The sequence below is a fragment of the Brachybacterium sp. Marseille-Q7125 genome, assembly GCF_023062615.1.
Classification (GTDB): Bacteria; Actinomycetota; Actinomycetes; order Actinomycetales; family Dermabacteraceae; genus Brachybacterium.
Genome location: NZ_JALLAL010000002.1, coordinates 87,657 through 112,385, shown reverse-complemented (window position 1 = coordinate 112,385; position 24,729 = coordinate 87,657). Strand labels below are relative to the sequence as shown.

The window sequence follows — 24,729 nt, the reverse complement described above, 5'->3', positions numbered from 1 at the left end:
CTGCCCCGGCCTAAGATGACGGGACACCGCGAAGCAGCGACCCCCACCGCAGGAGGCCCCGTGAACATCCTCGACCAGTCCCTGGAGCACCTCGATCCGGAGATCGCGCAGGTCCTTGACCGCGAGCTGGCGCGCCAGCAGCGCACCCTCGAGATGATCGCCAGCGAGAACTTCGTCCCGCGCGCCGTGCTGCAGGCCCAGGGCTCCGTGCTCACCAACAAGTACGCCGAGGGCTACCCCGGTAAGCGCTACTACGGCGGGTGTGAAGAGGTCGACGTCGCGGAGAACCTGGCGATCCAGCGCGCCAAGGACCTGTTCGGTGCGGAGCACGCGAACGTTCAGCCCCACTCTGGCGCCACCGCCAACGCCGCGGTGATGCACGCCCTGGCCCGCCCCGGGGACAAGCTCATGGGCCTCTCGCTCGCCCACGGTGGCCACCTCACCCACGGCATGAAGATCAACTTCTCCGGCCGCCTCTACGACATCGTCGCCTACGAGACCGAGCCCGGCACCGGCCTGATCGACATGGACAAGGTGCGCGACCTCGCCCTGGCGGAGAAGCCGCAGGTGATCTGCGCCGGCTGGTCCGCGTACACCCGCCAACTCGACTTCGCCGCCTTCCGCGCGATCGCCGATGAGGTGGGCGCGAAGCTCTGGGTGGACATGGCGCACTTCGCCGGTCTCGTCGCCGCAGACCTGCACCCCAGCCCCATCCCGCACGCCGACGTCGTCTCCACCACGATCCACAAGACCATCGGTGGCCCCCGCTCGGGGATGATCCTGTCCACCGCCGAGTGGGCCAAGAAGATCGACTCCGCCGTGTTCCCCGGCCAGCAGGGCGGACCCCTCATGCACGTCATCGCGGCGAAGGCCGTGGCGCTCGGCATCGCCGCGACCGACGAGTTCCGCGACCGGCAGGCCCGCACCCTGGAGGGCGCTCGCCTCCTCGCCGAGCGCCTGGGCCGCGAGGACGCCGTCGGCAGCGGCATCAAGGTCATCTCCGGCGGCACCGACGTGCACCTGGTGCTCGTGGACCTGGTGGACAGCGAACTCGATGGCCAGCAGGCAGAGGACCGCCTGCACGAGGTGGGCATCACCGTCAACCGCAACGCCGTGCCCAACGATCCGCGTCCCCCGCGGGTCACCTCGGGCCTGCGCATCGGCACCCCGGCCCTGGCCACGCGAGGCTTCGGCGCTGAGGAGTTCACCGAGGTGGCCGACATCATCGCGCTCGCGCTGACCGACGGCGCAGACCTCACTACCCTGCGCCGCCGCGCCGAGGAGCTCTCCCGCCGCGTCCCGCTGTACACGAACCTCGCCCAGTACTGAGAGGGCGGCGGCCCCGCGCCTGCACGGCGCGGGGCCGTGCCGTGCTCATCTGGCCTGCCTCGATCATCGGCGCTCTTCACCCCCTCGACGCCGAGCACCTGGGCCGGCCGCCGGACCACTGCAGTGCCCTGTCACTGACTCCACTGACCCGTCACCGACTCCATGGAGGAGACCCCATGACCGCACAGATCCTGGATGGAAAGGCCACCGCGAAGGCCATCAAGAACGAGCTCGCCGAGCGGGTCACCGCCCTGGTGGAGGCTGGGCATCGACGCCCGGGCCTGGCGACCGTGCTGGTGGGGGAGGACCCGGGATCGGCGGCGTATGTCCGCGGCAAGCATCGTGACAGCGCCCAGATCGGCCTGGAGTCCATCCAGGAGCACCTGCCGGAGGACACCACGCAGGAGCAGCTCGAGCAGGTCATCGACAAGCTCAACGCGGACCCGGCCTGCACCGGGTACATCGTCCAGCTGCCGCTGCCCAAGCACATCGACACCGACGCGATCCTCGAGCGCATCGACCCGGCCAAGGACGCCGACGGCCTGCACCCCATGAACCTCGGGCGTCTGGTCCTGAACGCGAACCGGCCCATCGAGACCCCGCTGCCGTGCACCCCGCGCGCCGTGATCGAGCTGATGAGCCGCCACGGCCTGGGCCTGAAGGGCAAGGACGTCGTGGTGGTGGGGCGCGGCGTGACCGTCGGCCGCTCCATCGGCGCGCTCATGACCCGCCGCGAGCACAACGCCACCGTGACCCTCACCCACACCGGCACCACGGACCTGCCCGTGCATCTGCGCCGCGCCGACGTCATCGTCGCCGCCGCAGGCGTGGCCCACCTGGTGCGGCCCGAGGATGTCAAGCCCGGCGCGATCGTCCTGGACGTGGGCGTCTCCCGCCAGGAGGACCCCGAGACCGGCAAGGCCAAGCTCGTGGGCGATGTGGACCCGGGCGTGGCCGAGGTGGCCTCCTGGATCTCCCCGAACCCCGGCGGTGTGGGCCCCATGACCCGCGCCCTGCTGGTGCAGAACGTCGTGGAGATGGCCGAGCACGCGGCGGGGATCCACGCCGCGGACTGACCTCGTCCGGACGCTCACGGGGCGCCATGGGGAGCTCTCCCCATGGCGCCCCGCTGTGGTGCGACCTACCGTTAGGTCGGCAGGTGTGGATTGACGGAAATGGGAAGAGAACGGGGATGGCTGGCGCATTCTGGGGGATGGTCACAAACGAGGCCGAGGCGCATGTCGCAACGATCGGGCAGCGCGCCCGAGAGCTGGAGCGGATCGCCCTGCAGCTCGCCGACGCGGTGGGCAGTGCACACTGGGAGGGTCCCGATGCGCAGGACTTTCGGGACCGTGCCCAGCAGGTGGATGCCGATCTCGCCCGGGCGGTCGAAGACCTCGACGGCCGCGGTCGGCAGCTCGAAGAACACATCGATGAGCAGGAGCAGGCGTCGGACCCGCTCGGCTACTTCGCTGAGCAGATATTCGACATGTTCGGCTTCGGCGGTCCGGACCCTCTGCAGTCCCTGAGCACCCTGGGTGCACCGGAGAGCCCGTATGACATCGATGGTGATGACATCGCTCCGATCGGCGAGGACCGCATCAGTCGGCCTGATAACGCGGTGGATCCCGAAACTCCCGCCGATCTCATGACGAATCTGCAGCAGAGTGCGAACGCGAGCACCGAGGACGCTCAGAACATCCGAATCCAGCAGGTCGTGGGGCCCGATGGGAAGAGCACCTACGTGGTCTATGTGCCGGGATCCTACGGGCCGGAGTTCTCGAGAGTGGCCCCCGGAACGCCGGACCGTGGAGCGAACCCCTTCGACTGGAATCAGAATTACGGAGCGATCAACGGCCAGTCCACGGACTCCTCGCGAGCGGTCGCCGCCGCGATGGAGGCCGCAGGTGTGCCGCACGGATCCGACGTCGTGTTCGTCGCCCATTCGCAGGGTGGCGCGGTCGCGAACAATCTCGCGGGGGACCCCTCGTTCAATGCGCCGAACCGCTACAACGTCACCGATGTGATCTCCGTGGGCGCACCGGTGGATGGCAGCGGGCCGCTGGACGGCACCACCGCGATGAACTTCAACCACCAGACCGCTATGGATGAACACGGCAACGTCTTCCTGGGCGACCCCGTGCCCGAGACGGATGGGCTGCGCGCTGTTGATCCGATCATCCCGAAGGGGTACCAGGAGTCCCAGGAGCGTTACGAGATCGGACTTGATGCCTCCAGACCAGGCGGCAATTTCGGTATGGACAACCACAATATCGATCGCTACTCCGAGTCGATCACGCGCGAGGTCGCCGAGAATCCGCACGGCAGGACTGCGGAGTACTTCCAGTCCGACCGCATGCAGGACATCCTGGGACCTGACGCGCACGTGGTCGACTCAGTGGACGTCCGCGTCAGCCGTGAGGACGGTACGTACGAGGAGTGAGCGGTCCTGCGGTGGCGAGGTCACCAGTCGTCCACGCAGCGTTCCCTGCGATAATCAAGGCCATGACCTTCACTCTCGCGACCGTCAATGTCAATGGCCTGCGGGCCGCCGCACGCAAGGGGATGGGGGAGTGGCTCGCCTCGACCGCCGCGGATGTCATCACCCTCCAGGAGGTGCGTGCCCCCGAGGAGCTGCTCGCGGACCTCATGGGCGAGGAGTGGACCATCGTCGGTGAGGCCTCGCAGCTCAAGGGGCGCGCAGGCGTGGCGATCGCGGCCCGCACCGCCCTGGAGCGGATCGACCTCGAGGGGGTGCGCCGCGGCCTCCCCGGACTCACGGCGGATTCCCACACCGGCCGCTGGCTCGAGGCCGATCTCGAGGATCCGCTGGGCGATGGCACCGACCTGACCGTCATCTCCTGCTACATGCACTCGGGCAACACCGAGAAGCCGCAGACCATGACCGACAAATACGAATTCCTCGACGTCATGCTCGAGCGCCTCGCGCAGCTGCGGGCCGATGGCCGCCACGTCGCGCTCACCGGGGACATCAACATCGCCCACACCGAATGGGACATCAAGAACTGGAAGGGCAACCTGAAGTCCGCGGGCTTCCTGCCCGAGGAGCGGGCCTACCTGGACCGCCTGACCACTGAGCTGGACTGGGTGGATGTGCACCGCACCGTGCACGGCGACGGCCCGGGCCCGTACACCTGGTGGTCGCAGCGCGGCAAGGCCTTCGACAATGACGCCGGCTGGCGCATCGACTACCAGCTGACCACCCCGCAGCTGGCCGCACGCGCCACCGCCGCGCAGGTGGACCGCGCCCCGAGCTACGACACCCGCTGGTCCGACCATGCACCGCTGGTGATCACCTACGCCTGAGAAGCAGCACATGCACGGAAGCGCCCGGCCTCCCTGCGGAGACCGGGCGCTTCGGCGTCAAGAGGACGCGGCTCAGATGCGGCCGCGGATCACCGCCTGCTTCACCTCGGCGATCGCCTTGGTCACCTCGATGCCGCGCGGGCACGCCTCGGAGCAGTTGAAGGTGGTGCGGCAGCGCCACACACCCTCCTTGGAGTTCAGGATCTCCAGACGCTGCTCACCGGCGTCGTCACGCGAGTCAAAGATGAAGCGATGGGCGTTCACGATCGCGGCGGGCCCGAAGTACTGCCCGTCGGTCCAGAACACCGGGCACGAGGAGGTGCAGGCCGCGCACAGGATGCACTTGGTGGTGTCATCGAAGCGCTCCCGCTGCTCCGCGGACTGCAGACGCTCGCGGCTGGGCTCCTGACCGCTGGCCACCAAGAACGGCATCACCTCGCGGTAGGAGTCGAAGAACGGCTCCATATCCACGATGAGGTCCTTCTCCACCGGCAGGCCCTTGATCGGCTCGATGGTGATGGGCTTCTTGAGATCCAGGTCCTTCAGCAGGGTCTTGCAGGCCAGACGGTTGCGGCCGTTGATCCGCATCGCGTCCGAACCGCAGATCCCGTGCGCGCAGGAGCGGCGGAAGCTCAGCGAGCCATCCAGATGCCACTTGACCTCGTGCAGCGCATCGAGCACCCGGTCGGTGCCGTGCATGGTGACGGTGAAGTCCTCCCAGCGCGAGCCCTGGGAGTCCTCGGGGTTGAACCGTGCGATGCGCAGGGTCACCTCGAAGGAGGGAACCTGCTCCGCAGCGGAGTCGGCCTGGGGCTTCTCGGCGACAGCAGTCATCAGAAGGTGCGCTCCTTCGGCTCGTAACGGGTGATCACCACGGGCTTGGTGCCCAGACGGATCGGGGTGCCCTCGTCACCCTCCTCATCCGGCAGGGTCTTGTACGCCATGGTGTGCGCGAGGAAGTTCACGTCATCACGCGCCGTGTAGTCCTCACGGAAGTGACCGCCGCGGGACTCGCGACGGTTCAGCGCGCCCAGCGCCACGATCTGCGCCAGATCCAGCAGGAAGCCCAGCTCCACGGCCTCCATGAGGTCCAGGTTGTAGCGCTTGCCCTTGTCCTGGATCGCGACCGAGGCGTACCGCTCCTTGAGGGTGACGATGTCCGCCAGAGCCTTGCGGCAGGTCTCATCGGTGCGGAACACCTGGACGTTCGCGTCCATGGTCTCCTGCAGGTCACGGCGGATATCGGCGATGCGGTCATCGGTCGCGGGCCGGTCGCGCAGGCGCTCCAGCAGCTCCACGGTGGGGGTCTCCACGCCCTCCGGCAGGTCCGCCAGCGAAACCTCCGCGGCGTGCGCCGCCGCGGCGATGCCCGCACGGCGACCGAACACGTTGATGTCCAGCAGCGAGTTGGTGCCCAGGCGGTTGCCGCCGTGCACCGACACGCAGGCCGTCTCCCCGGCGGCGTACAGGCCGGGGACCGAATCGGTCGCATTGCGCAGCACCTCGCCGCGCACGGTGGTGGGGATGCCACCCATCGCGTAGTGCGCGGTGGGGTAGACCGGGATCGGCTCCGTGTACGGCTCCACGCCCAGGTAGGTGCGGGCGAACTCGGTGATGTCCGGGAGCTTCGCGTCGATGTGCGCGGGCTCCAGGTGCGTCAGGTCCAGGTACACGTAGTCCTTGTTCGGGCCGGCGCCGCGGCCCTCACGCACCTCATTGGCCATCGCCCGGGCCACCACGTCGCGCGGGGCGAGGTCCTTCAGGGTGGGGGCGTAGCGCTCCATGAAGCGCTCCATATCGACGTTGCGCAGGATGCCGCCCTCGCCGCGCGCCGCCTCCGAGAGCAGGATGCCCAGGCCCGCCAGGCCCGTCGGATGGAACTGGAAGAACTCCATATCCTCCAGCGGCACGCCGCGGCGGAACACCATCGCGGGGCCGTCACCGGTGAGGGTGTGGGCGTTCGAGGTGGTCTTGAACACCTTGCCGAAACCGCCGGAGGCGAACACCACGGACTTCGCGCGGAACACGTGGATCTCACCGGTGGCCAGCTCGTAGGTGACCACGCCCGCGGCGCGCACGTCCCGGTCGGTGCGTGGATCGCCGGTCAGCAGCACGTCCAGCACGTAGAACTCGTTGAAGAACTCCACGTCCTGCTTCACGCAGTTCTGGAACAGGGTCTGCAGGATCATGTGGCCGGTACGGTCCGCGGCGTAGCAGGCGCGACGCACCGGCGCCTCACCGTGCTCACGGGTGTGCCCGCCGAAGCGCCGCTGGTCGATACGGCCTTCCGGGGTGCGGTTGAAGGGCAGGCCCATCTTCTCCAGGTCCAGGACCGCGTCGATGGCCTCCTTGGCCATGACCTCCGCGGCGTCCTGGTCCACCAGGTAGTCACCGCCCTTGACGGTGTCGTAGGTGTGCCACTCCCAGTTGTCCTCCTCGACGTTGGCGAGGGCCGCGCACATGCCGCCCTGGGCTGCGCCGGTGTGGGAGCGAGTGGGGTAGAGCTTGGTGATGACCGCGGTGCGGGCGCGCTGGGAGGATTCCAGGGCAGCGCGCATCCCGGCGCCGCCGGCGCCGACGATCACCACGTCGTAGGTATGGGTCTGCATGTCGAGTGACTGCTCCGTTTCAGGATGGACCGGGAAGAGAGGATCAGGTGCTGCCCAGAAAGCCGTGCAGAGGCGCTCAGCCTTCGCAGATGCTGGGCAGCAGGCTCGGGTCGGCGCCGACGGGGCACGGGGAGAAGGTGAAGATCACCAGGGTGCCCAGGACGATCGTGACGATCGTGGCGAAGTACAGCAGCGCCTTGAGCACCAGGCGCAGACGATCGCCGCGCGCGTAGTCGTTGATGATCGTGCGCACGCCGTTGCCGCCGTGGATCAGGCCCAGCCACAGCATCAGCAGGTCCCAGACCTGCCAGAAGGGGGAGGTCCACTTGCCGGCCACGAAGGCGAAGTCGATGCCCTTGACGCCTTCGCCCAGCCACAGGTTCACGAACAGGTGGCCGAACACGAGGATCACCAGCAGCACGCCGGAGGCGCGCATGAAGATCCACGACAGCATCTCGGTGTTGATCCCGCGCTGACCGGTGCGGCGGTAGCGCGTGGTGGGATCCGGCAGGGAGGGGGAGGCGGTCTGCGAGGTCGCGGAAGTCATCGTCACGCTCCGAACATGTGCATCAGGTGGCGGGGGACGAAGCCGAGCATCAGCACGACCCATCCGATGACCACGGCCCAGAACAGGCCGCGCTGGTGCTTGGTGCCCTGGGACCAGAAGTCCACCAGGATCACGCGCAGGCCGTTGAGGGCGTGGAAGACGACCGCGCCCACCAGGCCGATCTCGCCCAGGCCGAACACCCACAGCTTGTAGTGGCCGATGACCTCGTTGTAGGCCTCAGGGGAGACGCGCACAAGAGCGGTGTCCAGGACGTGCACAAGCAGGAACAGGAAGATGAGCATTCCCGAAATGCGGTGCGCGACCCAGGACCACATGCCCTCGCGTCCGCGATAGAGCGTTCCGGTGTGGGCTGATGCCACGGAGATCCTCCGATGATGAGTCGGGATGGGGGCGGGAGCGGCGATGGTCCGCACCTCGTGGCGGGCGGGCCCGAAGGGGGGCATCCGCTTCACGACACGGCGACATCATCATCGCCCCCGACAGGGGCCTTGCCAGCGTAGCACCAGGCAGGGGCGCACTCGGGACACGCAGCACGTGTCTTGGCCGACGGGGGCCGATGCCCCGGCACCACGGCGGGCGACGGATATGCTGGGACGATGGTCCCCGCCCCGTTCGTGCCCATCATCCCCGCCGGCGGCTCCGGCACTCGACTGTGGCCCCTCTCACGCCGTACGCATCCCAAGTTCCTGCTGGACCTGACGGGATCGGGGCGTTCTCTGCTGCAGCAGACCCTGGACCGCCTGGCGCCGCTGGCCGATGCGCCACCGCTCGTGGTCACCGGCATCGCCCACGCCGATGCGGTCCGCACCCAGCTCGCGGAGGCCAGCCACAGCAGCGCCCGCGTGGTCGCCGAGCCCTCGCCACGCAACTCCATGCCCGCGATCGCACTGGCCGCTGCGCTCGTGGAGCGAGAGTTTCCCGACGCTGTGATCGGCTCGTTCGCCGCCGACCACCTCATCGAGGACGTCGATGCCCTCGCCGCCGCCGTCACCGCCGCCCGAGCTGCCGCGGAGGAGGGCCAGTTGGTCACGCTCGGCATTCGGCCCACTGGCCCCTCCACCGCCTTCGGGTACATCGAGATGGCCGGTGACTCGGGGAACGTGCAGGGGGAGGAGATGCAGGGGGAGGAGCTAGGGGCCAGCGCGGCGCAGAGCCCAGCTGATACCCCGAATGCCACGATGCGACCGGGCGGCGGTGCGGGCCCCGCGGTGCTGCCGGTCACCCGCTTCGTCGAGAAGCCCGACCGTGCACGCGCCCAGGCCTTCCTGGACACCGGGCGCTTCCTGTGGAATGCGGGCATGTTCGTCGTGCGCGCCACCGTGCTGCTGGATGAGCTCTCCGCACAGATCCCGCCGCTCGCCCACGGGGCCCGCGAGCTCGCCGCTGCCCACGGCACCGAGGCCTGGACCGAGCGCCTCGAGCAGATCTGGCCCACCCTCACCGCGATCGCGATCGACTACGCCCTGGCCGAACCGCTCGCCGCCGCTGGCCGAGTCTCCGTGGTCCCCGCGGACCTGGGCTGGGATGACGTCGGCGACTTCGCGGCGCTCGCTCGCCAGCTGCGCGCAGGAACCGGGACGCAGGGCTCCACGCAGCGGACGGACACCGGGGTGCAGACCGGGGATGCGCACAGCGATGTCCACGTGCTGGGAAATGCCGTGGTCGATGCGGTCTCCTCACGCGCCACGGTGTACGGTTCCCCGGATCGTCCCCTGGCCCTGGTGGGCCTGGAGGGCATCAGCATCGTCGACACCGAGGACGCCCTGCTGGTGCTCGCCGACGACCGGGCCCAGGAGCTGGCTGCCCTCGTCGCGCGCCTCGAGGAGCGGGGACGTGGCCACCTGCGCTGATGACGGCGCGGCGGTCACCGCCGTGACGGTGCACGGCCAGCGGGTGCCGTCAGAGGGCCCCGATGCCGCGAGAACAGGAAGCACCGCAGTGGAGACCGTGGAACAGGTACCGAGTGTGAAGCCCGACGGAGCGCAGCAGGCCATGCTGGGCCCGGAGGGGCTGATCGCCCGCACCATCGCCGAGCAGCGCGAGCACCTCATCGACCTGCGCCGCCACCTGCACCGCCACCCCGAGCTGTCTCACCAGGAGCACGCCACCACGGACTTCATCGTCGAGCAGCTGCACCTGCTCGGCCTCACCCCGCGTCGCATGCGCTCCACCGGGCTGACGTGCGATATCGAAGGCCAAGACCCCACGCTGCCCAAGCTTGCGCTGCGCGCGGACATGGACGCGCTCGGCATCCCCGAGCTGACCACCGTGCCCTACCGCTCTGAGGTGGAGGGCGTCTCCCACTCCTGCGGGCATGACGTCCACATGAGCGCCGTGCTCGGGGCGGCCATCGCCCTGGTCCGCGCCGCAGACGCCGGGGCGCTGCGCCGCGGGGTGCGGCTGATCTTCCAGCCCGCGGAGGAGAAGCACCCCTGCGGTGCGCTGGACCTCATCGGCCAGAACGTCCTGGACGGCGTGGATTCGATTTTCGCCCTGCACTGCGACCCCGGCGTGGATGTCGGCCACATCGGCCTCAAATCCGGGCCCATCACCTCCGCCACCGACCCGGTGCGCATCCAGGTGCGCGGCGCCGGCGGCCACACCTCCCGCCCCCACCTCACGCAGGATCTCGTCTACGCGGTGGGCTCGATCGCCACCCAGCTGCCGGCCGCGCTGTCACGCCGCATGGACCCGCGCTCGGGCGTGAACCTCACCTGGGGCAGCATCCACGCCGGCAGCGCCTTCAACGCCATCCCCTCCCAGGGGGTGCTCGACGGCACGCTGCGCTGCCTGGACCACGACGCCTGGGACCAGGCTGAGGAGCTGCTCGAGAGCGTGCTGGCGGACCTCGTGCGCCCCTGGGGCGTGGAAGCCCGTGTCAGCCACGACCGCGGGGTGCCGCCGGTGTCCAACGACGCCGCCAGCGTCGAGGTGCTCTCCGAAGCGGTCCGCGACGTACTGGGACGCGGGAACCTCGACCCAGCCGCCCAGTCCCTCGGCGGCGAGGATTTCGCTTGGTACCTCGAGAAGGTGCCCGGAGCTCTTGCACGGCTGGGCACCCGCACCCCTGGGGGACGCACCTATGACCTCCATATGGGGGACCTCATGATCGACGAGCGTGCGATCGGGATCGGGGCGATGGTGCTTGCGAGCGGCTGCATTCGCCGGGACCTGCCCGCCGCCTGATCCACGAGCCATCTCGAGTCCTCAGCGGCTCAGCACCCGGCGCCGCCATGGTTCGACCGGCGTTCACGGCCACGTCACGTCCGCGTCGATTTCATAACGGTTACGGCGCCGGGGCCGAGGGTCCGAGCAGGTTCTGCTGCGCCTCGCTATGGTTCCTCACGCACAGCGACAGCGCAGTCGCTGCCGAACCCCCCGATGGCGGCGGTCCCGGCCCCGCAGACGACCAGAAGGAAACCCCATGAAGAGCATCACTCGCGGTCTCGCCCTCGTCGGCGCGGGCCTCCTCACCCTCGCCGCCTGCGGCACCCCGCCCGAGGAGGGCGGCTCGGCCGGCGGTGGCGGCGGCAGCGACGCCGGCGGCGCCGGCAGCGACTACAAGGCCTGCATGGTCTCCGATGCCGGCGGCTGGGACGACAAGTCCTTCAACGAGTCCTCCTACAACGGCCTCATGTCCGCGAAGGAGAAGCTCAAGATCGACTCCCAGACGGCGGAGTCCACCACCAACTCCGACTTCGCCCCCAACATCAACAACATGGTCAACGAAGGCTGTGACCTCGTGATCACGGTCGGTTTCCTGCTGGCCACCGACACCGGCAACGCCGCGACCGCCAACACTGACGTCGACTTCGCGATCGTGGACTCCACCGCGCAGGACGCCGATGGCAACCCCATCGAGCTCGACAACGTCAAGCCCCTCGAGTTCGACACCGCCCAGGCCGCGTTCCTGGCCGGCTACCTCGCCGCGGGCATGACCGAAACCGGCACCGTGGCCACCTACGGCGGCGTGAACATCCCGACCGTCACCATCTTCATGGACGGCTACGTCGACGGCGTCAAGCACTACAACGAGGTGCACGACGAAGACGTGAAGGTCCTGGGCTGGAACAAGGAGACCAAGGACGGCTCCTTTGCCGGCACCTTCGAGGACGTCTCCAAGGGCAAGGCGCTCTCCGACGAGTTCTACAGCCAGGGCGCGGACATCATCATGCCCGTGGCCGGTCCCGTGGGCTCCGGCACCCTCGCCTCCGCCAAGGAGGGCGATGGCCGCTACGTGATCTGGGTGGACGCCGATGGCTACGAGACCAACTCCTCCGATGAGGAGGCGCAGAAGCTCATCATCACCTCGGTGATGAAGGAGATGGCCGTGGGCGTCGAGGACGTCATCACCTCCGGCGTGGAGGGCAACTACAGTGCCGAGCCGTACGTGGGCACCCTCGAAAACGGCGGCGTGGGCCTGGCCCCGTACCACGAGTTCGAGGACGACGTCCCCGCGGAGCTCGCCCAGGAGGTCGAGGATCTCAAGCAGCAGATCATCGACGGCGAGGTCACGGTCGAGTCCGACGCCTCCCCCCAGAAGGGCTGATATCTGACGCATACGCGGTCCCCGCCCCTGAGGCGGGGGCCGCGTATCGTATCCCCGCACCGGTCGGCACTGGGCCCGGCCGCTCCCGACGGAAGCGAGTGCTGTGAAGCTCGAACTGCGCGGCATCACGAAGACCTTCGGCTCCTTCGTGGCCAACGACGCGATCGATCTCGTCATCGAACCCGGTGAGATCCACTCCCTGCTGGGCGAGAACGGCGCCGGCAAGTCCACCCTCATGAACGTGCTGTACGGGCTGTACCGCCCCGACGGCGGACAGATCGTCATCGACGGGAAGCCGGTCACCTTCTCTGATCCCGGAGAGGCGATGGCCGCGGGCATCGGCATGGTCCACCAGCACTTCATGCTCGTGCCGGTGTTCACCGTCGCCGAGAACATGATCCTCGGGCATGAGCCCACTAGCGGCGGTCTGCTGGACCTCGCCGCTGCCCGCGCCCTGGTGCGCGAGACCTCCGCCCGCTTCGGCTTCGACCTTGACCCCGATGCGCTGGTCGAGGACCTGCCGGTGGGTGCCCAGCAGCGCGTGGAGATCATCAAGGCCCTGAGCCGTCGGGCCGAAGTGCTCGTGCTCGATGAGCCCACCGCTGTGCTCACCCCGCACGAGACCGATGAGCTGATGGACATCATGCGCCAGCTGCGCGACGAGGGCACCTCGATCGTGTTCATCACCCACAAGCTGCGCGAGGTCAAAGCTGTCTCCGACCGGATCACGGTGATCCGCCGCGGCAAGGTCGTCGCCCAGGCGGACCCCAGCGCTGATCAGGCGGAGCTCGCGAGCCTCATGGTGGGCCGCCAGGTCTCCCTCTCGCAGGACAAGGCGGCGGCCGATCCGGGGGAGGTCGCCCTCGAGGTGACGGATCTGCGCGTGACCGATGCGGCTGGCAACCGCACTCTGGACGGTGTCTCCTTCGACGTGCGCCACGGTGAGGTGCTCGCCATCGCCGGGGTGCAGGGCAATGGGCAGACCGAGCTGACCGAGGCGCTGCTGGGCCTGCAGGACGACGTGCACGGCTCCGCCCGCCTGGAGGGCACCGAGCTGGTGGGCCGCAGCACCAAGCAGGTGCTGGACCTGGGGGTGGGTTTCGTCCCCGAGGACCGTACCCACGACGCTCTGATCGCCGATTTCTCCGTAGCCGAGAATCTCGTGCTGGACCAGCATGACCGACCCCCCTTCGGCAGCCGCATGGCGATGAAGCTGAAGGAGATCGCCCGCAATGCGGAGCGCCTGATCCCCGAGTTCGATATCCGCACCGGCGACTCCACCGCCGCGGTGTCCACCCTCTCCGGTGGCAACCAGCAGAAGGTCGTCATGGCCCGGGCCCTGAACCGCGACCTATCCCTGCTGCTGGCCTCCCAGCCCACCCGCGGTGTGGACGTCGGCTCCATCGAATTCCTGCACGGCCGGATCATCGCCGAACGGGACAAGGGCACCCCCGTGATCATCGTGTCCACCGAGCTGGATGAGGTGGTCCAGCTCGCCGACCGCATCGCCGTGATGTACCGCGGCAGCATCCTCGGGATCGTCCCCGGGGACGAGGACCGCGATGTGCTGGGCCTGATGATGGCCGGATACACCGCCGACGCGGCCCGCGAGGCCGTGGCCTCCGGGGTGCGCACCACCGACTCGCAGCTCGCCGACGAAGGAGACCTCGTATGAGCACCGTCGCGGACACCACCGCCGCAGGCAGCGCGCCCGGCGTCGGCTCCGGCGGCGCCGACGGCCCGCCGCCGCCCGAGCACACGGCCGAGACCTCACTGGCCCGCACCCTGCAGCGGATTGCCCGCAGCGATCTGCTGGTCGTGGTGATGAGCTTCGTGTTCGCCTTCCTCATCGGCTCGGTGCTGATCGTCATCGCCAATGAGCAGGTGCGCCAGTCCCTCACGTACTTCTTCGCCCGCCCCGGGGACACCCTGACTGCCATCTGGGAGGCGGTGACCGGCGCCTACGGTGCCCTGCTGCGCGGTGCCCTGTTCGACAACCGGGCCTTTACCCGCACCGCCGAATCCGTGCGCGAGGCCGGCGGCAGCGGTATGTATGTGCTGTTGCCGGCGCTCGGTGCGGGACTGCGTCCGCTGACCGAAACCCTGACCGTCGCCACCCCGCTGATCATCGCCGCCGCCGGTATGGCCGTGAGCTTCCGGGCGGGACTGTTCAACATCGGCGGCACAGGCCAGCTGATCGCCGGAACCATGGCCGCGGCCTTCGTGGGCTTCGCCCTGCCGCTGCCGACGGGGGTTCATCTGCTGGCCGCGCTGATCGCCGGCGTGGTGGCCGGTGGCGTGTGGGGCGGAATCGCCGGTTTCCTCAAGGCCCGCTTCGGCGCCAACGAGGTCATCAGCACCATCATGCTGAACTGGATCGCCACCTACCTGCTGTTCTTCTCGCTCAAGACCGAGCTGTTCACCGGCGCCAGCTCCGGCCAGCCCACCTCCTTCGCGGTGCGCGAGACCGCGCTGCTGCCCAAGTTGCTGGGCGACGGCTTCCGGCTCCACGCCGGCCTGCTGGTAGTCGCGATCGCCGTCGCACTGCTGTGGTGGCTCATGAGCCGCTCCACCCTGGGCTTTCACTTCCGCGCCGTCGGCTCCAACCCGCGAGCCGCGCAGGTGGCCGGCATCTCGCCCACCCGCACCGCCTTCCTCGTCCTCGCCGTCGCGGGGGCCCTCGTGGGCCTCGCCGGGGCAGTGCATGTGCTGGGCACGGAGCGACGCCTGACCGAGGGCATCGCCGGAAACATCGGCTTCGACGCCATCACCGTGGCACTGCTGGGCCGCTCCGGCCCTATCGGCATCGTGCTGGCCGGTCTGCTGTTCGCCGGGCTGTCCACGGGTGGCCGGCTGATGGAGACCAGCCAGGGCGTGCCCCTGGATCTGGTGCAGGTGATCCAGGTGCTCGTGGTGCTGTTCATCGCCGCCCCACCGCTCGTGCGCACCCTGATCGGCCTGCGCCGCGTCGACAATCCGCAGGCGGGAGGGCGCGGACGGCGTCGCCGCGGGGACGAGCCCGCGGCCGCGACGAACGCCGCGGGCGGCTCCGTCGCCATCACCTCCGACGAGACCGACGACACGACCGCGGACGATGACACCGCCCGGGAACATGGCCCGTCGCACCGAGCCGACCCACCGGGTGACCCGGACCCCGCAGACCCGTGCAGCCCGTCCGACCCCGTCGATCCGCAGCAGGAGGAGGGCCGATGAGCGCCGCACCTGTGATCGTCACCGATGACTCCACCGTCACCCGGCGCAAGGAGGACACCCGCCCCGGCAGCTGGTGGCGCATGCCGACCGTACTGACCGTCATGGCGCTGCTGGCACTCGTGTTCTTCGGCCTGCGCGGCATCCCCGGCGCGGACTCCGTGTACGTCCTGGCGCGCGAGGGTGACCTGAACCCGCTGGGCATCATCCCCGAGCGGGTGCAGCTGCCCTCGATGCCCGGCGCCACGATCCTCGCGATCATCGCCCTGCTGGCCGCGGGCGGCGTGTGGTTCCTGCACGCCACCCGGCCCCGTCCCGGCGGGAAGCTCCGTACCAGCCTCATCGCTCTGTTCGCCGTGGCCTGGGTGCTGTCCTTCATGACCTGGGTGATCTCCGAGCGGACTCTCGACGTGACCACCCTGCTGCAGGGCACCATCGTGCTGGCCGTCCCCTTGGCCTTCGGATCCCTGTCCGGGGTGCTGTCCGAGCGGGCCGGGGTCATCAACATCGCGATCGAGGGCCAGCTGCTGTTCGGGGCCTTCGGCGCGGCGCTGGTCGCCTCCCTCACCGGCAGCGTGTGGGTCGGCCTTCTCGCCGCGCCCCTGGTCGCCCTGTTCATGGGTGCGCTGCTGGCACTGTTCGCCGTCGGTTACCAGGTCCAGCAGATCATCGTCGGCGTGGTCCTGAACGTCTTCGCGATCGGCCTGACGTCGTTCTTCTTCGGCACCGTGATGACGCAGGATCCGGGCACCTACAACCGGCCGATGCGCCTGCCCACCCTGCGGATCCCCGTGCTCGCGGACATCCCCGTCATCGGCCGTGTCCTGTTCGAGCAGAACGTCCTGGTGTATCTCATGTGGATCATCGTCGCGGTGCTGACCATCGCGCTGTTCCGCACCCGCTGGGGCCTGCGCGTCCGCGCCGTCGGCGAGCATCCGCGGGCCGCGGACACCGTCGGCATCGCCGTGAACCCCACCCGCTGGAAGAACGTTCTGCTGGGCTCCGCTGTGGCCGGGCTGGGCGGGGCGACCCTGACCATCGGCACCGGCGTGGCCTTCGGTGAGGAGATGTCCGCCGGCAAGGGCTACATCGCGCTCGCCGCCATGATCCTGGGCCGCTACCACCCCATCGGGGCGCTGCTGGCCGCGCTGACCTTCGCCTTCGCCGACTCGCTGCAGCTGCGGCTGGGCACCATGGTCTCCCAGGAGGGCGGCGTGGCGATCCCCGGTGACTTCCTGCTCATGCTCCCGTACGTGGTGGCGCTGTTCGCCGTGGCGGGTGTGGTGGGCCGCGTGCGGGTCCCCGCCGCCGACGGCATCCCTTACACCAAGCAGTGACCCCCGCGGCGCGGATCGAGCCCGCGCCGCGCCCGTTCCGTGGGAGCATCTGGACATGAGCACACCCCTGCCGCCCGACCTCGGTGAGGACTACGACCCCACGGAGGAGCCTGAGTTCATGGTCCTCGTGCAGCTCGCACGGGAGATCGCGGTGATGGCGCACGCCCCCTACTCGCGCTTCCACGTGGGCGCCGCGGGACTGACCGAGAGTGGGCAGGTGGTGCGCGGCTGCAACGTGGAGAACGCCGGGTTCGGCGTCACCCTGTGCGCCGAGTGCGGGATGATCTCCGAGCTCATCGCGAGCGGCGGCGGCCGCCTGCTGCGCGCCGTGTGCGTGGGCGGCCGGGAGGACCTTGAGCCCTGGGAGCGCCCCGTGGTGATGCCCTGCGGTCGCTGCCGCCAGCTGCTGTCCGAACATGCCGCCGATGACTTCACGCTCCTCACCCCGGAAGGCCCGCAGCCGATGAGCGCTGTGCTGCCGCAGGCCTTCGGCCCTGACGACCTCGCCCGCTGACGGCGTACGCTGCGCAGACCCGCTGCGACGGCCAAGGTCGACGCCCCGTGTGCACGCCGGGCCGTCTGTCGCGTTCCAGCCCAATCCAGCCCGTTCCGGCCCAATCCGGCCCGATCTGACCTCGTCACTGGAAGGACCCCATGACTGACACCACCCCCGCCCCGGAGACCGTCGAACCGCACGATGCCGTGGACGTCATCCACGCCAAGCGCGATGGACGGGCGTTGAGCGATGAGCAGATCGACTGGGTGGTCGACGCCTACACCCGCGGCGTGGTTGCCGAGCAGCAGATGGCGGCGCTGGCCATGGCGATCTTCCTCAACGGCATGGAGCGCCGCGAGATCGCCCGCTGGACCGCGGCGATGATCGCCAGTGGCGAGCGCATGGACTTCGGCTCCCTCGCCAAGCCCACCACCGATAAGCACTCCACCGGCGGGGTGGGGGACAAGATCACCCTGCCGCTTGCGCCGCTCGTGGCGAGCTTCGGCGTGGCCGTCCCGCAGCTGTCCGGGCGGGGCCTCGGCCACACCGGCGGCACCCTCGACAAGCTCGAGGCCATCCCCGGCTGGCGCGCGGATCTCTCCAATCCTGAGCTGATGCAGCAGCTGGACGAGGTGGGAGCGGTGATCTGCGCGGCCGGCTCCGGCCTCGCCCCCGCCGACAAGAAGCTCTACGCCCTGCGGGACATCACCGGCACCGTCGAGGCGATCCCGCTGATCGCCTCCTCGATCATGTCCAAGAAGATCGCCGAGGGCACCGCCGCCCTCACCCTGGACGTCAAGACCGGGGCCGGTGCCTTCATGAAGGACGAGCAGGATGCCCGGCAGCTGGCCCGCACCATGGTGGATCTGGGCACCGACGCGGGGGTGCGCACCGTCGCGCTGCTGACGGATATGAGCGCGCCGCTGGGCCGCACCGCCGGCAACGCCCTCGAGGTCCGTGAGTCCCTCGAGGTCCTGGCCGGTGGAGGCCCGGCCGACGTGGTCGAGCTGACCTGCGCCCTGGCCCGCGAGATGCTCGAGGCCGCCGGGGTTCAGGACGCCGACGTGGAGGCCGCGCTCGCCGATGGCCGCGCGATGGACACCTGGCGCGCCATGATCACTGCGCAGGGCGGGGACGTGGATGCCCCGCTGCCGACGGCCCAGCATGTCGAGGAGCTGCGCGCGCGCGAGGACGGCGTGGTCACCGGCCTGGACGCCATGGGCGTGGGGGTCGCCGCTTGGAGGCTCGGCGCCGGGCGCTCCCGCCCCGGGGAGGCTGTGCAGGCCGCCGCCGGCGTGGAGATCGTGAAGCACCTGGGCGATGAGGTACGTGCCGGTGAGGTCCTCGCGCGCCTGCACACGGATACGCCCGGACGCATGGAACGCTCCCTCGCCGCGCTCGAGGGCTCCTGGACCCTCGCCCCGCGCGGCACCGCGATGCCCGAGCGGCGGATCGTCCTGGATCGCATCGCCTGAGCACCGACCGGCCGACGGGGCTCAGCCGCGTCGACTGTGTCCGATGCTCCCCACCTGCCCCTGGTGCGAGGCCGGGGCGGTGAGCTGGCGTGCCCGCCCGTCGGCGGCGGCGATGAGCGCGAGGCGACGCAGCTCGCGCTCCGCCCGATGCAGCCCCAGCGGCCGCAGGCCCGCGCTGACCCAGGCGCGCATATCCGCCCGCTGATCGCCCAGCAGCCCCCAGCCGCGACGCAGCAGCACCGGCACCGGTTTGCGCGACTGCCGCAGATCCCGCACCAGGCGCATCGCGAAGACGAGCGGACCGGGGCGGTCCAGCACGATCCCATCGGCCAGCAGCCCCGCGGCGGCGAGCGGCCGGATCAGCTCCGCGGCGAAGATCCCTTCGGCGATCACCAGCGGCGCATCCCCGATGTCCAGCCGGGTCTGCCCGGTGCGGGCGGAGAGGGAGATCGAATAGGTGGGGACGGTGACGCGGCCACGGCGGCACAGGGTTTCGAGGGCCGTCAGCGCCGCCTGCGCATCCCAGGAGGCCGGATCATCCCAGTCGGCGATGCCGAAGCGGCGGGGCAGCGCCGGGTCATCACCCTCGCGGTAGAAATCATCCAGCGCGAGCGCCGGCAGGCCCGAGCGGCGCGTCACTTCACCCTTCCCACTGCCCGACGGGCCGGCCAGCAGCACAACCCGGCGTGCCGGGGGATTCGGGGTGGTCATGGGCGATCAGTCTAGTGTCGCCGCGGCGGGCGATGTTCCGTGGCCCGGCCGCGGGCAGACTGCGCACCGCCCCCGACGTGACCGCTGCGATGCGGCGTGAGCGTCAAGGCTGTGTGAGCGTCAAAGTGGTGTGAGCTGGCGGAGCGCCTCCGGGGAGTGGGAAGATCAGGCCTATGACATCTCTGGATCGCGCGCAGCTTGCCGCCCTCATCGACCACACCCTGCTCAAGCCCGAATCCACCGCGGAGGACGTCACCGCTCTCCTGCGCGAGGCGGAGGAGCTGGGCACCTACTCGGTGTGCGTCTCACCCTCGATGCTGCCGGTGCAGACCACCGTGAAGGTCGCCACCGTGTGCGGCTTCCCCTCCGGGCAGCATGCCTCGCAGATCAAGGCCGCTGAGGCACAGGATTCTGTGGCCAAGGGCGCTGACGAAGTGGACATGGTCATCAACGTCGGCCTCGCCGTGGCCGGGGACTTCGACGCCGTTGAGGCGGATATCCGCGCGGTGCGCGAGGCCGCCCCGGCCCCGGTGGTGCTGAAGGTCATCATCGAATCCGCGGCGCTCACCGATGAGCAGATCGTGGGCTCGTGCCGGGCCGCGGAGGCCGCGGGTGCTGACTTCGTGAAGACCTCGACCGGTTTCCACCCGGCTGGCGGTGCCTCCGAGCACGCGGTGCGTCTGATGCGCGAGACCGTCGGCGACCGCCTGGGGGTGAAGGCCTCCGGCGGAATCCGCACCCGCGAAGCCGCGGAGGCGATGGTGGCGGCCGGTGCGAACCGGCTGGGGCTCTCCTCCTCGCGGGCGGTCCTCGAGGGGGGCACCGGCAGCGGGTACTGAGCCCCGCACCGCCTGTGCGAGACAGCCCGACGGGCCCGCCCCGGGGGATCCTGCCCCCGGTACGGGCCCGTCGTCCTTTCCTCTGGGACCGTTCGCCTCAGCCCTGCCCGAGCGCGATGCGCAGCTCGTCCTTCAGCGCCGCCAGGCGCTCATCGGCCCGCGCCCGCAGCGCCGTGAGCTCCGCCTCTGCCGCCTCCGCGGGGACGGGCGTGACCAGCTCGAGATAGCACTTGAGCTTGGGCTCTGTCCCGGAGGGCCGCACCACCACACGGGTGTCCTCGGCGCTGCGCAGCAGCATCCCCTCGGTGGGTGGCAGGCCCGTGCTCTCCACCGATCCCGCGGAGAGGTCCTGCACCTCGGTGACCTCACTGCCCAGCAGCTGCTGTGGTGGGGCGGAGCGCAGCGTCGCCATCATCTGTCCGATCAGTGACAGGTCCTCCACCCGGATCGACAGCTGCGCGGTGGAGTGCAGGCCATCGCGGCGCGCCAGCTCATCCAAGCGCCCCACCAGCGTGGTGCCCTCCGCCTTCACCGCCGCCGCCATCTCCGCGACCATCAGCCCCGCCGAGAGCCCATCCTTGTCCCGCACCACCTCAGGCAGCACGCAGTAGCCGATCGCCTCCTCATACCCGAACACGATGCCGGGGGCACGGGCGATCCACTTGAACCCGGTCAGCGTCGTGGTTGCCTCGGCTCCCGCAGCATGCGCCACCTGGTCCAGCCAGCGGCTGGAGACCACCGAGCGGGCGAGCGTGCCGGTGAGGCCCCGCGTGCGCGTGAGGTGATCGCCCAGCAGCACTCCCAGCTCATCACCGGTGAGCATGCGCCAGTCGCCCAGGTGCGGGTCCAGCACCGCAGCGGCGCAGCGGTCCGCGTCAGGATCGTTGGCGATCACCACATCGGCCTCGAGTGTGCGGGCGAGCTCAAGGGCAAGGTCGATCGCCCCGGGCTCCTCCGGGTTCGGGAACGCGACGGTGGGGAAGTCCGGGTCCGGATCGGCCTGCTTCGCCACCGGATGCACCTCGGGGAACCCCGCTCGGTGCAGGGCCGCCAGCGCCGTCTCGGTGCCCACCCCGTGCATTGCCGTATGCACGATCCGCACATCCTTCGGCGCTGCCGGGTCCACGAGCGCGCAGATCCGCTCGAGGTAGTGCTCGCGCAGCTGCTCGCCCAGCCGCTCCCAGCCGTCCTCCGCCGCGGGGATGTCCCGGGCGGGGCCCGCCGCGTCGATGCGCGCGGCGATCTGCGCATCCGCGGGCGGGACGATCTGCACGCCCTGTCCCTCGGGCGTCGCGGCCCGGCCACCGAGGTAGACCTTGTAGCCGTTGTCCGCGGGCGGGTTGTGGCTCGCGGTGACCACCACGCCCGCATCGGCCTCCAGATGCCGCACCGCGAACGCCACCAGCGGGGTGGGGCAGAACCGCTCCATGAGCAGCACCTGGCAGCCGGCCGCCGTCATGATCGCGGCTGATGCTCGGGCGAACTGCTCCGAATGATGCCGGGCATCGAAGCCGATCACCACGCGCGGCGCCTCGAGCCCCAGATCACCCGTGAGGTGGTCTGCGAGCCCCTTCGCGGCGCGAGAGGCCACGGCGAGGTTCATACGGTTCGGGCCCGGAGCCATACGACCGCGCAGCCCCGCAGTGCCGAAGGTGAGATCACCGGTGAACGCATCGGACAGCTCCGCCCGAGCTTCGGCGTGCCCAGAATCCGCGCGGGAGAGCAACTCGGTCGCAGCGGCCCGGTCAGCGGGGGAGGGGTCCGCGGCGATCCACGCCTCGACGCGCTCACGCAGCGCCGGATCGAAAGACAGCTCCGGGGTGCTCATGCCTGCTCCTCCTCGTGCTTCAGGGACGTCGGGGTCTGGTCTGCTGCGGCGCCGGTGAGGCGCTGCACCGTCTGGGCGAGCAGGCGCGAGATCCGCGGGGCCGCGGCCCGGCCTGCCTCGAGGACCTCCTGGTGGGAGAGCGCCTCCCCACTGATGCCCGCCGCATGGTTGGTGACCAGCGAGATCCCCAGCACATCCAGTCCTGCCTCGCGGGCTGCGATCGCCTCGAGCGCCGTGGACATGCCCACCAGATCCCCACCGATCACCTTCGCCATCTGCACCTCCGCAGGCGTTTCGTAGGCCGGCCCGGAGAACTGCACGTACACGCCCTCGGCAAGCTCGGGATCGACCTCCCGGGCGATCTCACGCAGTGCCGGGGTGTACACGTCGGTGAGATCCACGAAGTTCGCGCCCACCAGCGGTGTCGCCCCGGTGAGGTTGATGTGGTCGCGGATCAGCACCGGGGTGCCGGGCCCCCACGCGGGGTTCACCCCGCCGCAGCCGTTGGTGAGCACCAGTGTGCGGGCACCGGTTGCGGCCGCGGTGCGCACCCCATGGACGACGGCATCCACGCCCGCGCCCTCATAGAAATGGGTGCGGGCGCCGAGCACGAGGGCCCGTGCCCCCGAACCCTCCACGCGCACCGAGCGCAGAGTGCCCACATGCCCGGCCACCGCCGGAGGACGGAAGCCGGGAATAGTCGTCGCATCGGCCTGCCAGACGGTCTCGCCCAGCAGATCCGCCGCCCCCGCCCAGCCGGAGCCGAGCACGAGCGCGACATCATGCGCAGGGGTGCCGCTGGCCTCGGCGATCGCGGCGGCGGCATCGCGCGCGAGCTGGTACGGATCTGGTGTGGTCGCAGTCATGGACGCACGGTAGCGCACCACCAGGGGCCCTGCTCGGGCAGATCCTCCCGCCGCGCGCCCCCGGCCCGTCGGGCTTTGCCACAATGGGGGCCGTGGAAGACCCCAGCATCGCCCTGCCCTCCGATCCGCGCCGCCTCGACGACCTCGGTGACCAGCCCCGGGTGGTGATCATCGGCGGTGGCCCCGGCGGCTACGAAGCAGCCCTGACCGCCGCCCGCCACGGCGCCGACGTGCTGCTCATCGAAGAGCGCGGCCTGGGCGGCGCCGCTGTCCTCACCGACGTCGTGCCGTCCAAGACCCTCATCGCGACCGCCGAAGTGCTCGACCAGGTCTCCACCTCCGAGGACCTCGGGATCCGTGACGCCGATGACCTCTCGCACCCCACCGCCCAGTCCCTCACCGTGGACCTCGCTGCCGTGAACGCCCGGGTGCGCGAGCTCGCCGCCGCCCAGTCCGCGGACATCCACCGCTCCCTCGACGAGGCCGGGGTGCAGGTGATCGACGGGCGAGGGCGCCTGCTGGGACCCGATGAGGTCGAGGTGCTCGATGCGGCGGGTCAGCAGATCGCTCGCTGCCGCGCCGAGGTGGTGCTGCTGGCCGTCGGCGCCCGGCCCCGCGAACTGGAGACCGCCGCGTGCGACGGTGAGCGGATCCTGAACTGGACTCAGCTGTATGGCCTGCCGACTCTGCCCGAGCATCTCATCGTCGTCGGCTCCGGCGTGACCGGCGCCGAGTTCGCGAGCGCCTACCGTGCCCTCGGCAGCGAGGTCACCCTCGTCTCCTCCCGCGACCAGGTGCTGCCGGGCACCGATGCGGACGCCGCCGAGGTGCTCGAGAACGCCTTCACCCGCCGCGGCGTGACGGTGCGCTCCCGCTCCCGCGCCGCGGCGGCCCGTCGGACCGAGGACGGTGTGGTGGTCACCCTGACGGACGGCACCGAGATCGTCGGCTCCCATGCGCTGATGGCCCTTGGCGGTATCCCGCGCACCGTGGACCTGGGACTGGAGGCCGCCGGGGTCCGCGTGAAGGACTCCGGGCACATCGACACCGACCGGGTCTCGCGCACCTCCGTACGCGGGATCTACGCCGCGGGAGACTGCACCGGCGTGTACCCCCTGGCATCGGTCGCCGCGATGCAGGGGCGGATCGCGATGCACCACGCCCTGGGGGATGCGGTCTCTCCGCTGATCGCCGCGCAGGTGTCCTCCGCGATCTTCACCAGCCCCGAGATCGCCGTGGTGGGTGTTAGCGAGGAGGATGTCCGCTCCGGTGCGGCGCAGGGGGAGGTGATGGTGCTGGGCCTGGAGACGAACCCGCGCGCCAAGATGCAGGGCATGCGCGAGGGTTTCGTGAAGCTCATCGTCCGCCCTGGGTCCCACACCGTGATCGGCGCGGTGGTGGTTGCCGCGCGGGCCAGCGAGCTGATCCTGCCCTACGCCCTGGCCGTCACGCACCGGCTGACGGCCGAACAGGTCGCCGGGACCCTCACCGTCTACCCGTCTATCACCGGGTCCCTCGCGGAGGTGGCGCGCCGCCAGGCCCTCACCCTCGAGGACTGAATGCCCGCGCTGCGAGCGCTCGCTGC

21 protein-coding genes are annotated in these 24,729 nt (G+C 70.1%); 14 read left to right on the top strand and 7 right to left on the bottom strand.

The features are described from left to right. Positions 1 to 60 precede the first annotated feature (60 nt). From glyA to MU407_RS01195, 4 genes are all read left to right on the top strand, one after another. A complete protein-coding gene (gene glyA, locus MU407_RS01210) occupies positions 61 to 1,329 on the top strand; it encodes a serine hydroxymethyltransferase (protein ID WP_102235022.1) in 1,269 nt (422 codons plus the stop codon). Between the two features lie 176 nt (positions 1,330 to 1,505). After that, entirely contained in the window at positions 1,506 to 2,405 is a 900-nt protein-coding gene (locus tag MU407_RS01205) for a bifunctional methylenetetrahydrofolate dehydrogenase/methenyltetrahydrofolate cyclohydrolase (RefSeq protein ID WP_246954776.1), read from the top strand. 116 nt (positions 2,406 to 2,521) lie between these two features. Then, positions 2,522 to 3,772: a hypothetical protein gene (locus MU407_RS01200; RefSeq protein ID WP_246954774.1), complete on the top strand. Its 1,251-nt coding sequence runs from the start codon at positions 2,522 to 2,524 to the stop codon at positions 3,770 to 3,772. Positions 3,773 to 3,834: 62 nt separating this feature from the next. Further along, positions 3,835 to 4,656: an exodeoxyribonuclease III gene (locus MU407_RS01195; RefSeq protein ID WP_102235025.1), complete on the top strand. Its 822-nt coding sequence runs from the start codon at positions 3,835 to 3,837 to the stop codon at positions 4,654 to 4,656. Between the two features lie 72 nt (positions 4,657 to 4,728). Here MU407_RS01195 and MU407_RS01190 read toward each other — a convergent pair whose 3' ends face one another. From MU407_RS01190 to sdhC, 4 genes are all read right to left on the bottom strand, one after another. Further along, positions 4,729 to 5,490 carry a succinate dehydrogenase iron-sulfur subunit gene (locus MU407_RS01190; RefSeq protein WP_102235026.1) on the bottom strand — a complete coding sequence of 254 codons (762 nt, stop codon included), beginning with the start codon at positions 5,488 to 5,490 and terminating at the stop codon, positions 4,729 to 4,731. Next, positions 5,490 to 7,265: a succinate dehydrogenase flavoprotein subunit gene (gene sdhA / locus MU407_RS01185; RefSeq protein ID WP_246954771.1), complete on the bottom strand. Its 1,776-nt coding sequence runs from the start codon at positions 7,263 to 7,265 to the stop codon at positions 5,490 to 5,492. Before sdhA ends, MU407_RS01190 begins: the two co-directional genes overlap by 1 nt. Positions 7,266 to 7,341: 76 nt before the next feature. Continuing rightward, positions 7,342 to 7,812, bottom strand: coding sequence for a succinate dehydrogenase, hydrophobic membrane anchor protein (sdhD, locus tag MU407_RS01180; protein ID WP_102235028.1), 471 nt, complete (start codon positions 7,810 to 7,812; stop codon positions 7,342 to 7,344). A 2-nt stretch (positions 7,813 to 7,814) separates the two neighbouring features. Beyond that, entirely contained in the window at positions 7,815 to 8,192 is a 378-nt protein-coding gene (gene sdhC / locus MU407_RS01175; RefSeq protein WP_102235247.1) for a succinate dehydrogenase, cytochrome b556 subunit, read from the bottom strand. A gap of 237 nt (positions 8,193 to 8,429) precedes the next feature. Between sdhC and MU407_RS01170 the strand changes: the two genes are divergently transcribed. The 8 genes from MU407_RS01170 to MU407_RS01135 all read left to right on the top strand — a co-directional run bounded on the left by MU407_RS01170 (position 8,430) and on the right by MU407_RS01135 (position 18,900). Next, positions 8,430 to 9,683: a mannose-1-phosphate guanylyltransferase gene (locus MU407_RS01170; protein ID WP_246954769.1), complete on the top strand. Its 1,254-nt coding sequence runs from the start codon at positions 8,430 to 8,432 to the stop codon at positions 9,681 to 9,683. Further along, the gene (locus tag MU407_RS01165) at positions 9,667 to 11,019 is read left to right on the top strand and encodes a M20 family metallopeptidase (RefSeq protein WP_246954767.1); all 1,353 of its coding nucleotides are present in this window, start codon (positions 9,667 to 9,669) and stop codon (positions 11,017 to 11,019) included. Before MU407_RS01170 ends, MU407_RS01165 begins: the two co-directional genes overlap by 17 nt. 238 nt (positions 11,020 to 11,257) lie before the next feature. Next, a complete protein-coding gene (locus MU407_RS01160) occupies positions 11,258 to 12,382 on the top strand; it encodes a BMP family ABC transporter substrate-binding protein (RefSeq protein WP_102235030.1) in 1,125 nt (374 codons plus the stop codon). Positions 12,383 to 12,485: 103 nt separating this feature from the next. Then, entirely contained in the window at positions 12,486 to 14,057 is a 1,572-nt protein-coding gene (locus MU407_RS01155; RefSeq protein ID WP_102235031.1) for an ABC transporter ATP-binding protein, read from the top strand. Next, positions 14,054 to 15,595: an ABC transporter permease gene (locus MU407_RS01150; protein WP_246954766.1), complete on the top strand. Its 1,542-nt coding sequence runs from the start codon at positions 14,054 to 14,056 to the stop codon at positions 15,593 to 15,595. Before MU407_RS01155 ends, MU407_RS01150 begins: the two co-directional genes overlap by 4 nt. Further along, positions 15,592 to 16,929, top strand: a complete 1,338-nt coding sequence (locus MU407_RS01145) for an ABC transporter permease (protein ID WP_102235032.1) — start codon at positions 15,592 to 15,594, stop codon at positions 16,927 to 16,929. The genes MU407_RS01150 and MU407_RS01145 overlap by 4 nt, the downstream gene beginning before the upstream one ends. A 55-nt stretch (positions 16,930 to 16,984) precedes the next feature. Continuing rightward, on the top strand, positions 16,985 to 17,443 hold the full coding sequence (locus tag MU407_RS01140) for a cytidine deaminase (protein WP_102235033.1): 459 nt from the start codon (positions 16,985 to 16,987) through the stop codon (positions 17,441 to 17,443). 140 nt (positions 17,444 to 17,583) lie between these two features. Beyond that, on the top strand, positions 17,584 to 18,900 hold the full coding sequence (locus MU407_RS01135; protein ID WP_246954765.1) for a thymidine phosphorylase: 1,317 nt from the start codon (positions 17,584 to 17,586) through the stop codon (positions 18,898 to 18,900). Positions 18,901 to 18,921: 21 nt separating this feature from the next. Here MU407_RS01135 and MU407_RS01130 read toward each other — a convergent pair whose 3' ends face one another. Next, complete coding sequence (locus tag MU407_RS01130) at positions 18,922 to 19,611, bottom strand: ATP-binding protein (RefSeq protein WP_246954763.1); 690 nt, start codon at positions 19,609 to 19,611, stop codon at positions 18,922 to 18,924. Between the two features lie 173 nt (positions 19,612 to 19,784). On the opposite strand from MU407_RS01130, the gene deoC reads away from it, so the two are divergent. Further along, positions 19,785 to 20,450 (top strand): deoxyribose-phosphate aldolase, encoded by a 666-nt coding sequence (gene deoC, locus MU407_RS01125; RefSeq protein ID WP_102235035.1) that lies wholly within the window; start codon positions 19,785 to 19,787, stop codon positions 20,448 to 20,450. Between the two features lie 97 nt (positions 20,451 to 20,547). Here the strand turns inward: deoC and MU407_RS01120 are convergent, their stop codons facing one another. Next, complete coding sequence (locus MU407_RS01120) at positions 20,548 to 22,278, bottom strand: phospho-sugar mutase (RefSeq protein WP_246954761.1); 1,731 nt, start codon at positions 22,276 to 22,278, stop codon at positions 20,548 to 20,550. Then, the gene (locus MU407_RS01115; RefSeq protein ID WP_102235250.1) at positions 22,275 to 23,144 is read right to left on the bottom strand and encodes a purine-nucleoside phosphorylase; all 870 of its coding nucleotides are present in this window, start codon (positions 23,142 to 23,144) and stop codon (positions 22,275 to 22,277) included. The genes MU407_RS01120 and MU407_RS01115 overlap by 4 nt, the downstream gene beginning before the upstream one ends. 113 nt (positions 23,145 to 23,257) lie before the next feature. Between MU407_RS01115 and MU407_RS01110 the strand changes: the two genes are divergently transcribed. Then, positions 23,258 to 24,703: an NAD(P)H-quinone dehydrogenase gene (locus MU407_RS01110; protein ID WP_233190615.1), complete on the top strand. Its 1,446-nt coding sequence runs from the start codon at positions 23,258 to 23,260 to the stop codon at positions 24,701 to 24,703. Positions 24,704 to 24,729 lie beyond the last annotated feature (26 nt).

Coding starts and splice junctions, on each gene's coding strand:
- MU407_RS01205 (WP_246954776.1), top strand. CDS start 1,506: ATGACCGCACAGATCCTGGATGGAAAGGCCACCGCGAAGGCCATCAAG.
- MU407_RS01200 (WP_246954774.1), top strand. CDS start 2,522: ATGGCTGGCGCATTCTGGGGGATGGTCACAAACGAGGCCGAGGCGCAT.
- MU407_RS01195 (WP_102235025.1), top strand. CDS start 3,835: ATGACCTTCACTCTCGCGACCGTCAATGTCAATGGCCTGCGGGCCGCC.
- MU407_RS01190 (WP_102235026.1), bottom strand. CDS start 5,490: ATGACTGCTGTCGCCGAGAAGCCCCAGGCCGACTCCGCTGCGGAGCAG.
- sdhA (WP_246954771.1), bottom strand. CDS start 7,265: ATGCAGACCCATACCTACGACGTGGTGATCGTCGGCGCCGGCGGCGCC.
- sdhD (WP_102235028.1), bottom strand. CDS start 7,812: ATGACTTCCGCGACCTCGCAGACCGCCTCCCCCTCCCTGCCGGATCCC.
- MU407_RS01170 (WP_246954769.1), top strand. CDS start 8,430: ATGGTCCCCGCCCCGTTCGTGCCCATCATCCCCGCCGGCGGCTCCGGC.
- MU407_RS01160 (WP_102235030.1), top strand. CDS start 11,258: ATGAAGAGCATCACTCGCGGTCTCGCCCTCGTCGGCGCGGGCCTCCTC.
- MU407_RS01150 (WP_246954766.1), top strand. CDS start 14,054: ATGAGCACCGTCGCGGACACCACCGCCGCAGGCAGCGCGCCCGGCGTC.
- MU407_RS01145 (WP_102235032.1), top strand. CDS start 15,592: ATGAGCGCCGCACCTGTGATCGTCACCGATGACTCCACCGTCACCCGG.
- MU407_RS01140 (WP_102235033.1), top strand. CDS start 16,985: ATGAGCACACCCCTGCCGCCCGACCTCGGTGAGGACTACGACCCCACG.
- MU407_RS01135 (WP_246954765.1), top strand. CDS start 17,584: ATGACTGACACCACCCCCGCCCCGGAGACCGTCGAACCGCACGATGCC.
- MU407_RS01130 (WP_246954763.1), bottom strand. CDS start 19,611: ATGACCACCCCGAATCCCCCGGCACGCCGGGTTGTGCTGCTGGCCGGC.
- deoC (WP_102235035.1), top strand. CDS start 19,785: ATGACATCTCTGGATCGCGCGCAGCTTGCCGCCCTCATCGACCACACC.
- MU407_RS01120 (WP_246954761.1), bottom strand. CDS start 22,278: ATGAGCACCCCGGAGCTGTCTTTCGATCCGGCGCTGCGTGAGCGCGTC.
- MU407_RS01115 (WP_102235250.1), bottom strand. CDS start 23,144: ATGACTGCGACCACACCAGATCCGTACCAGCTCGCGCGCGATGCCGCC.